The following is a 10719-nucleotide window of genomic DNA, read 5'->3' on the forward strand; positions in this document are numbered from 1 at the left end:
CCTAAAATATACACAAATTTAACTTCTATTAAAAAAAAATGAGTTCAAAAAAAATGCTTAAAGCAGTTTATATAATTTCAATTGGGACTATAATTTCTCGACTTTTTGGGCTTTTTAGAGAAATTGTTAGTGCTAATTTTTTTGGAACTACTTTTATATATGATGCTTTTCTTATTGCTTTTATGATACCCAATTTTTTTAGAGGAATAATTGCTGAAGGTGCTTTAAATGCTGCATTTATTCCTGTTTTCACTGAATATATAACTGACGAAAACAAAAAAAAAGAAAGTAATAAAGTCATAAATCTTTGTTTTACTGCTTCAATAATTATTACATTTGCTCTTTTTTTTATTACTTATATTTTAAGTTGTTTTATCCCAAATTTTTTATCCTCTCAATCAAAATGGTTCTGGATATGGACACTTCTTAAATTTACTTTCCCATACCTTATTTTTATTTCTCTTACTTCTTTAAATATGGGAATATTAAATGCTCACAAAAAATTTTTATTACCTTCTTTTTCTCCTATAATTCTTGATATATTCTGGGTTACTTCTCTTTTCTGCTTTTTACCATTTTTCGGAAATTCAGTTGATGAAAGAATTTTTGGACTTGTTATAGGAATAATATTAGGAGGGATTTTTCAATTTTTATATCTCTTACCATCAGTCAATAAAATTGGATATACTTACAAACTTGACTTTGACTTTTCACATCCTGCTATAAGAAAAATTGGAAGATTAATTTTACCTGTTATTGTTGGTGTTGCAGTGGGACCTATAAATTTACTTGTTGATTATTCACTTGCTGGGACATTATTTAATGGTGCTGTTTCTGGATTATGGTATGCAACAAGAATATTTCAACTTCCACTCGGTGTTTTTGCTATTTCAATTTCAACTGCATCACTTCCCTATTTTTCAGAAAACATATCTTCAAAAAATTTCATACAATTTAAAGAAAATTTCTATTCTGCAATGAAAATGCTATTTTTCTTACTTGTTCCATTTACATTTGGACTTATATTATTTAGAAGCGAAATAATTACTCTTCTATTCAAAAGAGGGATGTTTGGAAGTCAATCAGTGGAAATTGTTGCTTTTCCTCTTATGTTCTATTCATTGGGACTTATTGGTTATGGAGGTGCTTCAATTATAACCCGTGCTTTTTATTCTTTTTCAGATACATCAACACCAGTCAAAATTGGAATTATAAGCATATTGATAAATTTTGTTCTTGATATTACACTTATGAAAGTTTTATCCACTGGTGGAATTGCTCTTGCAACTTCAGCAATTGGCATAGTTAATTTCTTTTTTTTATATTTCTATTTTACAAAAAAATACATAAAATTAGACAACAAAAAAATAATTTCTTATTTTGCAACATCTCTTATATCTTCACTGGTAATGACCTATGTACTTATTCTTTATAAAATGAAATTCGGAAATTTACCCTTGATAATATTTCTGACAACTGCTATAATTTTAGCAGTTATAATTTATTTTTTAATCTGGAAACTTCTTAATAAAATATTATGGTGGAACAAATAATTATTCTGGTTATATTCTTTTTTTCTGTGATAATTCATGAAATTTCTCATGGATATATTGCTCTTTTAAATGGAGATGATACTGCAAAAATAATGGGTAGATTAACATTAAATCCCATTTCACACATTGACCCTTTTGGAACAATTATTTTTCCACTTTTTCTTTTTCTTATTCATTCTCCATTTATAATTGGTATGGCAAAACCAGTTCCAATAAACCCTTTCAATTTTAGAGACCAGGATAAAGGAATGTTAACTGTTGGACTTGCAGGACCATTAAGTAATATATTATTAGGAACTATTTTTGCTCTTCTTGTAAGATTTTTACCAGCAGGGCCCGGTAGAGACATATTTTTGTTCTCTGCATATATAAATTATATTCTTGCTTTTTTCAACCTCATTCCAATTCCTCCTCTTGACGGCTCCCGTGTTCTTGCTGTCTTTCTCCCTTACAATATCAGGATAAGATATGAATCAATTGAAAGATTTGGTATTTTTATTGTCATTATAATTTTATTTCTTTTCAATATTGGTAATCTCCTTTTTACTTTCACACAAGCAATAGTTAATCCAATCGCTGGCCTCTAATTCTAATCCTTATTCTAACCCCCGCGGTTATACTTGGTTATATTATAGTCCTAAAAATTTGATGGCGCCTCCACAAAGAAAAATTATCAAACCAGCAAGTGCATTAGAATATTTTTCAAATTTCCTGAGTGGAAACATTGATAATCCATAAGATAAAGATAAAACAATGCATAACATAGTTGAAATGGTTGTCAATCCAAAAATAAATGTAGTTATTGCTACATTTATCATATTACCTTTGGCCGCAGGATACATTACAAGAGGAATTAGTGGCTCGCATGGACCAAATATAAATATTATAAAAAGAACCCATGGAGTTAAATTATCAGATTTTGAACTATGAATATTAATGTGTTCTCCAATCTGCTTATTGGAATGTATATGTCCATTCTCACACTTATTAAAATGTTCATGAGATTGAGAATAAATTGCTTTATGTATTCCCCAGATGAAATATGTAAATCCAAATATAATAAGAAACCAGGCAGCTAATTCTCCTCGCAATGACTCAATTGTTTCTAATTTAAAAACAGCAATTCCTAAGGCAATACCTATAAATCCTAAAACAACAGAACTTAGTACATGTCCAATTCCACATAAAAGTGTAACCATAGTTGTTTTAATTTTAGTCCACTTCCTTGCTTTAGATAATGCGATAAAAGGTAAATAATGGTCTGGTCCAAGAATAGTATGAACAAATCCTATAGTTGCTGCTGTTGTCATTAAAACAATAAGTTCGTTTGACATAATAATCTCCTTTTTGTTTTAATTTATCATTTTCTTTCACTCGTATCAAATATATGTATTACTTTTTATGATACTTCCCTTTACCTAATTTAATTTCAAGGTAATTCTGGTGTTGAAATTCGGTTTATGAAATTAGTATAATTTATATATAGAAATAATAAAATAAGGAGGGCAAATGAAAGATAATTTATTTGAATTTGTTATTTCTTTTTTTGCAACATGGGGATGGCAAGCACTTGGAAAAATTCCTGACCCTGTTTCAGGAAAAACACAAAAAAACATTGAAATGGCTAATAATATAATTGAAATTCTTACAATGTTAGAAGTTAAAACAAAAGGAAATCTTATAGAAGAAGAGGCACGCATTTTAAGAAGTACAATAACTGACTTACAACTTAATTATGTTGATGAACTGAAAAAAGAACAAAAAAAAGAAGAAAATGGAAAAACAGATAAAGAACAAACTGAAAAAAATCCCTGATTGTCCTGGTGTTTATATAATGAAAAACAAAAATGGCGAAATTATTTATGTTGGAAAAGCAGTATGTCTTTCAAAAAGAATAAAATCATATTTTAATTCATCAGGAAATAATACCAAAGTTTTAGTACTTTCTGAACAAATAAATGATTTTGAAGTAATACCTGTTGCTTCAGAGGCAGAAGCATTAATTTTAGAAAATCAACTTATAAAAAAATATCAACCAAAATATAATATAAATCTCAAAGATGGGAAAAGTTATCCTCTTTTAAAAATAACGAATGAAAAATTTCCATCGGTCTATATGGTTAGAGAAAAAAGAGATAATAATTCAACTTATCTTGGTCCATTTACAAACACAAAACTTTTAAAAGATACAGTAATGTTTATAAGGAAGTTTTATCCTTTAAGAAATTGTAAAAAAAATATTTATAGCGGTAAAACAAAACTCTGTACACAATTTTATATTGGATTATGTTCAGGTCCCTGTGAAAATAAAATATCAAAAGAAGAATATGAAAAAATTCTTGAGGGATTTATATCATTTTTCAAAGGGGAATATAAGAAATTTGAGAAAAAATTAAAAATGTGGATGGATGAAGCAATAAAAAAACTTGATTTTGAGCAGGCAGAAAAATTAAAACAACGAATTTTCCTTCTTGAAAAAATAAAAGAAAAATTCCCATTGAGAGATGAACAAGCACTTCTTTCCTATGGTGATGAAAATACTCATTTTTCACTTTCAAAAATTTTAGGGTTGAAAAAAATTCCATATTGTATTGAGGGATATGATATTTCAAATATATCAGGACAACTTGCTGTCGGAAGTAAGGTCTCTTTTAAAGGGGGGATACCCGATAGGTCTGAATATAGAAAATTTAAAATTAAAATGGTAGAAGGGATTGATGATTATAAGATGTTACAGGAAATTATTGAAAGAAGATTTAATTCAGAAGAAGAAAGAAAACATTTACCTGACTTAATTTTAATAGATGGAGGGAAAGGGCAATTAAATATGGTGGCAGAAAAACTTAAAGAAATAAAAATTGATGTACCAGTAATTTCAATTGCGAAAAAGTTTGAAGAAATATATACATTAAATAAAAATCATCCAATAAAACTTCCTGATGATAGCCCTGAATTAAATCTTCTAAAAGAGATAAGGAACGAAGCGCATAGATTTGCAGTTTCTTATCATAGAAAATTGCGAAATAGAAATTTTAAAGCATCCTTTCTTGATGAAATAAGTGGTGTAGGTGAAAAAACAAAAAAGAAATTGATAAAACATTTTCAAAATTTATCAGAACTTAAAAACACAAAAATAGAAACATTAAAAAAATTAGGAATAAGAGAAAAAGTTGCTACTGAAATTTTAAAAAAATACCAATCAATGGAGGTAAATTCTCCACAGGGGAGGTGATAAAAAATGAAAGAAGAAAAATCTCTTTTTGAAGAAATTTTGGACATTGGATATGGAAGTATGAGGTATTTCTCAAAAAAGGCAAAAAAGGTTTTTGAAGAAATAAAAGAAGAAGGTAAACATAAACAACCATCTAATATAGGAAAAGTTTGCGAATTGGTGAAAGAAACACCAAAAATTTTTGCTAAAAGATTTATTAAAAATTTAGGTTTTGTTACAAAGGAAGATGTTAAAAAAGAAAGTTAAATAAATGAAGAATTTTATTGATGAAGTAAAAATAAAAGTAAAAGGTGGAAATGGGGGGAATGGATGTATTGCATTCAGAAGAGAAAAACATGTTCCAAAAGGTGGACCATCTGGTGGTGATGGTGGAAAAGGTGGAAATATTATTTTTGTTGGAAATAGAAATGTAAGAACTTTAATTGATTTTTACTACCAAAATTTTTTGAAAGGTGAAAATGGTGAACATGGGAGTGGAAATAATAAAAAGGGAAAAGATGGAGTGGACATAAAGGTCAATGTTCCTTGTGGAACAGTAATAAAAGAAATAAACGAAGATAAAGAAAAAATAATTGGTGAAGTTTTAAAGGATGGAGAAGAAATAATAGTTGCAAAAGGCGGGGAGGGTGGAAAAGGAAATACAAATTTTAAATCATCAACAAATCAGGCACCAAGAATTGCAACAAAAGGTGAAGAAGGAGAAGAAAAATATCTTAAATTAGAATTAAAACTTATTGCAGATGTTGGAATAATTGGTTATCCAAATGCAGGGAAGTCAACTTTTATCTCAAAAATTTCAAATGCAAAAGTAAAAATTGCAAACTATCCATTTACAACATTAATTCCAAATTTAGGAGTGGTTCAACTTCCTGACTTCAGAAGTTTTGTAGTTGCTGATATTCCAGGAATTATTGAGGGGGCTTCAGGAGGTAAGGGTTTGGGTATAAGGTTTTTGAAACATATAGAAAGAACGAAAATTTTAGTTCATCTTATAGATGTTAGCGAACCTGACCCTGTCAGCAGATATTACAAATTAAGAGAAGAATTAGAAAAATATAGTAAAAAACTTTTAGAGAAAGAAGAAATAATTGTTGGAAATAAAATTGATATTGAAGGAACAGAAGAAAATATTAAAATTTTAAAAGATACTTTTAAAGATGTTTATTTTATTTCCGCTTTAACTGGAAAGGGGATAAATAACTTGCTTGAAGTTATATGGAATAAATTGAAAGGATAATATGAATACTGAACTAATTCAATTAAAAGAACATTTTGAAAAATTAAAAGGTATCTGGGAAGAATTAAAGTTAACTTATGATTTCAAAAAAAAACAAGATGAATTTATAAATGAAGATAAAGAAAGGGAGAAAAAAGGATTTTGGAACCCTAAGGAGGACAAAGAAAAAATAGAGAAATGGACAAAGTTAAATTCAGAAATTGAAAAAATTAAAGAAATTAATAATATGTTTTCTGAGGTTGAAACAATTCTTGAATTACTTAAAAATAATCCTGATGAAGAACTTGAAAACGAATGTGAGAAAATATTAAGTAACTTAGAAAAAGAAATTTCTTTGTTAAAAATAAAATTTATGTGGAAAGATGAGGCAGATAAAAAAAATGCAATTATAACTTTACACGCAGGAGCAGGAGGAACAGAAGCATGTGATTGGGTAAGTATGCTATGGAGAATGTATAACAAATGGGCATCAAAAAATGGATTTGAAGTTCAGGTCGTTGATTTCCTTCCAGGTGAAGAAGCAGGAATTAAAAGAATAACTGGAATAATTTCAGGACCATATGCTTATGGATATTTAAAAGGCGAAAATGGAGTCCATCGGCTTGTCCGCGTTTCACCCTTTGATGCAAACAAAAGAAGACATACAAGTTTTGCAGCAGTTAATGTGATACCTGAAGTAGAAAATGATATGAAAATTGAAATTAATCCAGAAGATATTGAAATAGAAACATTTAGAGCAGGTGGACATGGTGGACAAAATGTAAATAAAGTTGAAACAGCAGTTAGAATTAAACATAAACCCACAGGAACTGTTGTTCAATGTCAAAATGAGAGAAGTCAATTTAAAAATAGAGAAATTGCTATGAGAATTTTAAAAAGCCGACTTTATCAATTAGAAATTGAAAAACAACAAAAAGAAGAAATAGAAAAGAGAAATTTACAGAAGAAAATAGAGTGGGGAAGCCAGATAAGGTCATATGTTTTTTTCCCATATACTATGGTAAAAGACCATAGGACTGGATATGAAACATCAAATGTTGAAAGTGTAATGGATGGAGAAATTGATGAGTTTTTAGAAAAAGAATTGGAATGGTTAATAAAAAACGAAAGTAGCCAATAGTAAGTCAAGTAAAAAGAAAAAATGAAATTTAAAATCCATCCCAACCTTCCTTTGGTAAAGGAAGGAGTTAGAATTTCTCCATTGTATAAACCGATTAAAGAAGCGAAGATTAGCAGAGATGGTGCTTATTTCCCCTCTTTATAAAAGAGGGGCAAGGGGAGATTTCAACAAGCACAATGGAGAGAAAGAGAAATTTTTTTCACAGAGATAAATAAACAACCAGTTCTATACCAAAGTGCTAAGTAGTTATAACTACAGAATTTATTTTGTACCTTAGTACCTCTGTGTATTGAATGTGAATAAATTCAGTAAATAGTTAAAAAGAAAAAATGAAAATAGTAATTACAGCAGGACCGACAAGAGAATTTATAGACCCTGTTAGATTTATAAGTAATCCTTCAACAGGCAAAATTGGGTATTTAATAGCAGAAAAATTAAAATCAAAAGGACATTCTGTTACTCTCATAAGTGGTCCTTCCTGTCTCAAACCACCAGAGAAAGTAAAAATAGTAAATGTAATTTCAGCAGAAGATATGAAAAGAGAGGTTTTAGGATATTTTCCTGAGTGTGACATTTTAATTATGTCATCAGCAGTGGGTGATTGGAAACCAGAAATAAAATCTAATAAAAAATTAAAAAGAAAAAAAGAATGGTACTTAAAACTTATTCCAAATCCTGATATTCTAAAAGAGGTATCAAAAATAAAGAAAAAAAATCAAATAATAATTGGTTTTGCACTTGAAACAGAAAATATAAAAGAAAATGCTTTAAAGAAATTAAAAGGGAAAAAACTCGATTTAATAATTGCAGATACTCCTGGTTTTTTTGGTGATAGTATTTCTTCAAAAGTAATTTTTATTTCAAAGGATGAGAAAATTGAGGAATTTGAAAAAATCAGTAAAGAAGAAGTTGCAGAAAAAATAGTTAAATGGATAAATTTTTTTTTATCACAGGGAAAATATGAATAATAGAGAAAGATTTAAATTAACAATGATGTTTAAACCAGTAGACCGCTTACCGATGATTGAATGGGCTACTTGGTGGGATAAGACATTAGAAAGATGGTATAGCGAAGGGTTACCTTCCATTTTAATAGACGACGGTGAGATAAGAGAGTATTTTGGATTAGATTGTTATCGTCAAATATGGATAAGAGCAATAGGGGATAATTGTCCTGCCCCTAAAACTTATGGAGCAGGATTAATAAAAGATATAAAAGAATATAAAGAAATAAAAAAGTACCTATATCCAAAAAATTTTTTTGATAATATATTCCCTATCTTAGAAAAATGGTCAGAAAAACAAAAAAAAGGAGATATGGTTATTTGGATTACTTTAGATGGGTTTTTTTGGTTTCCAAGACAACTTTTTGGTATAGAACAACATCTATTTGCTTTTTATGACAATGAAGAACTCATGCATCAAATTAATTCTGACCTTGTTGAATTCCATTTATGGGCTATAAATGAATTCTGTAAAATTTGTACACCCGATTTTATGACATTTGCTGAAGATATGTCCTATAATAATGGACCAATGCTTTCAAAAAAATGTTTTGATAAATTTCTTGCTCCATATTATCACAAGATTATTCCGTCCCTAAAAAAGAAAGGTATTATTCCATTTATTGATTCAGATGGTAATATTTTTCAAATGATTAAATGGATAGAAAGAGTTGGAATTGAAGGAGGATTACCTTTAGAAAGAAGGGCTGGAACAGACATAATTAAAATCAGGGAATTTTTTCCTAAATTTAAAATGATAGGGGGGTTTGATAAAACAGTTATGTCTCAAGGTGAAAAAATGATGAGACAAGAGTTTGAACGTATTTTCCCTATAATGAGTCAAGGAGGTTATATTCCCTCAGTTGACCATCAAACACCACCTGATGTTTCTTTAAAACAATATCATTGTTATGTATCTTTACTCAAAGAATATTGCGAAAAAGCAGCAAAAGTTTATTCAGATATATATTTGCACAAATAAAAAATTTAAAACTATGAATCAAAAATTTTCAAAATTATATGGATTTACATTGATAGAATTACTTGTTGTAATAGCAATAATTGCTATTTTAGCAGGAATACTTTTACCTGCTCTTTCGCAAGCAAGGGAAAAGGCAAGGCAATCAACATGTATAAACAACTTAAAACAAATATACTTTGCCCTTGAAATGTATGGAAATGATTATAATGAATTTTATCCTTTATGTAATGGAACTTGTCTCTGGGGAACAGGAAATCAGGACCCACCAAATTTAGGTTACCCTGGCTGGTGTGAACAATTATATCCATATATAAAAAACAAAACAATATATAGATGTCCTTCATATCCTTTAAGACAAGAACAATTTACATATTTTTTAAGTGCAAAAGCAGCATTTGTAGATGCAGAGAATAAGAGAGAAGCAGTTAATAGAAAAAAAATAAGGTATCCATCAGCATTTATACTTGTTGCAGATAACACATATTCTAATTTTACCCTTAATGATTGTGACAAAGATGATTATAGTCAGAATTGCCTTGTTTGGGCTAAAAATATAAATCATTTTGGAGCATATCATCTTTCTGGGTTGAATATCCTTTTTGCAGATGGGCATGTTAACTGGAATACTAATTACCAACAAAATAAAATAACTTTTAGATATTATGAATATTCTGACTGGTAGTAACAATAAATGTCAATTAGAAATTTCTTTTTCACTTCTTGATATTGAAATAACAACCCCAAAAACAATAAGGACAACACCAAGATAAGTAAAAATAGAAATTCTTTCTCCAAACCATATAACTGCAATAATTCCGGTTGTTAGTGGAGAAATAAAATGTAAAATTCCTGCAACAATTGTTTTGATTTTATTTATTGCATAAAACCATAGGGTAAAACCAATTCCAGTAGGAATAATTCCAAGATAAATACCAGATATAATTCCTATTTTACCAGGTGAAAATGGAATTTTAAGAATCAGCAAAGCAAGGAAAAGAAAAAATGTCCCAAAAATTGATGCCCAGAAAGTTGATAACAATGCCCCATATTTTTTTATTACATTGCTTTTTTTACTCCATACAGTATAAAAAGCCCAGGAAATAGCAGAAAAAAGTGCAAGTAAATTACCAATAAAAGACATATCAAAAGAAAACTTTCCATCTGTTATTACAAAATAACATCCAATAAAACCAAGAATAATTCCAACTATCTCATTTATTCTTACTTTTTCTCTTAAAAACATATAAGCAAGAATTCCGATAAAAATAGAGTTTGAATTCATAAGAATACTTGAAGAAATTGAGGTGGTAAATTTAAGAGAGTAAAAAATGAAAATACTCATCCCAAAAATTCCTGTCAAACCTAAAATTATAAAAGATGGAATATCATCTTTATTGATTTTAAATTTTATTCTATTTAAAGAAAGATAAATAAAAAGAAAAATTGAAGCAAAGAAAAATCTTAAAAAAGAAAGTAAAATTGGATGGCAACCTTCTTTAACAGTTATCTGCCCAAAAACAAACACAGTTCCCCATGTTATTACACTTATTATAGCCGATAAAATTTCCCTCATTTTTACTCCTTTTCTTTA

At 28.7% G+C, this 10719-nt stretch carries 12 protein-coding genes; 10 read left to right on the forward strand and 2 right to left on the reverse strand.

Annotated elements, in window-relative coordinates:
- The first annotated feature begins 38 nt into the window (after positions 1-38).
- The gene (murJ, locus tag PLW95_04280; protein ID HOV21880.1) at positions 39-1553 is read left to right on the forward strand and encodes a murein biosynthesis integral membrane protein MurJ; all 1515 of its coding nucleotides are present in this window, start codon (positions 39-41) and stop codon (positions 1551-1553) included.
- Positions 1538-2140, forward strand: a complete 603-nt coding sequence (locus PLW95_04285) for a site-2 protease family protein (GenBank protein HOV21881.1) — start codon at positions 1538-1540, stop codon at positions 2138-2140. Before murJ ends, PLW95_04285 begins: the two co-directional genes overlap by 16 nt.
- A gap of 42 nt (positions 2141-2182) precedes the next feature.
- Here the strand turns inward: PLW95_04285 and PLW95_04290 are convergent, their stop codons facing one another.
- Positions 2183-2887 carry a sulfite exporter TauE/SafE family protein gene (locus PLW95_04290; GenBank protein HOV21882.1) on the reverse strand — a complete coding sequence of 235 codons (705 nt, stop codon included), beginning with the start codon at positions 2885-2887 and terminating at the stop codon, positions 2183-2185.
- Between the two features lie 175 nt (positions 2888-3062).
- On the opposite strand from PLW95_04290, the gene PLW95_04295 reads away from it, so the two are divergent.
- The 8 genes from PLW95_04295 to PLW95_04330 all read left to right on the forward strand — a co-directional run bounded on the left by PLW95_04295 (position 3063) and on the right by PLW95_04330 (position 9810).
- Positions 3063-3368 (forward strand): DUF1844 domain-containing protein, encoded by a 306-nt coding sequence (locus PLW95_04295; protein HOV21883.1) that lies wholly within the window; start codon positions 3063-3065, stop codon positions 3366-3368.
- Complete coding sequence (locus PLW95_04300; GenBank protein HOV21884.1) at positions 3328-4785, forward strand: excinuclease ABC subunit UvrC; 1458 nt, start codon at positions 3328-3330, stop codon at positions 4783-4785. The genes PLW95_04295 and PLW95_04300 overlap by 41 nt, the downstream gene beginning before the upstream one ends.
- A gap of 6 nt (positions 4786-4791) precedes the next feature.
- Positions 4792-5031, forward strand: coding sequence for a hypothetical protein (locus PLW95_04305; protein ID HOV21885.1), 240 nt, complete (start codon positions 4792-4794; stop codon positions 5029-5031).
- 4 nt (positions 5032-5035) lie between these two features.
- Positions 5036-6022 carry a GTPase ObgE gene (gene obgE, locus PLW95_04310; protein ID HOV21886.1) on the forward strand — a complete coding sequence of 329 codons (987 nt, stop codon included), beginning with the start codon at positions 5036-5038 and terminating at the stop codon, positions 6020-6022.
- 1 nt (position 6023) lies between these two features.
- Complete coding sequence (gene prfB / locus PLW95_04315; GenBank protein HOV21887.1) at positions 6024-7142, forward strand: peptide chain release factor 2; 1119 nt, start codon at positions 6024-6026, stop codon at positions 7140-7142.
- Positions 7143-7471: 329 nt separating this feature from the next.
- The gene (locus PLW95_04320; GenBank protein HOV21888.1) at positions 7472-8110 is read left to right on the forward strand and encodes a phosphopantothenoylcysteine decarboxylase; all 639 of its coding nucleotides are present in this window, start codon (positions 7472-7474) and stop codon (positions 8108-8110) included.
- Entirely contained in the window at positions 8103-9128 is a 1026-nt protein-coding gene (locus PLW95_04325) for a uroporphyrinogen decarboxylase family protein (protein HOV21889.1), read from the forward strand. Before PLW95_04320 ends, PLW95_04325 begins: the two co-directional genes overlap by 8 nt.
- A 13-nt stretch (positions 9129-9141) precedes the next feature.
- The gene (locus tag PLW95_04330) at positions 9142-9810 is read left to right on the forward strand and encodes a DUF1559 domain-containing protein (GenBank protein HOV21890.1); all 669 of its coding nucleotides are present in this window, start codon (positions 9142-9144) and stop codon (positions 9808-9810) included.
- A gap of 12 nt (positions 9811-9822) precedes the next feature.
- Here the strand turns inward: PLW95_04330 and PLW95_04335 are convergent, their stop codons facing one another.
- On the reverse strand, positions 9823-10701 hold the full coding sequence (locus tag PLW95_04335; protein ID HOV21891.1) for an EamA family transporter: 879 nt from the start codon (positions 10699-10701) through the stop codon (positions 9823-9825).
- Positions 10702-10719 lie beyond the last annotated feature (18 nt).

This window comes from bacterium (assembly GCA_035370465.1).
Taxonomy (GTDB): Bacteria; Ratteibacteria; UBA8468; order B48-G9; family JAFGKM01; genus JAGGVW01.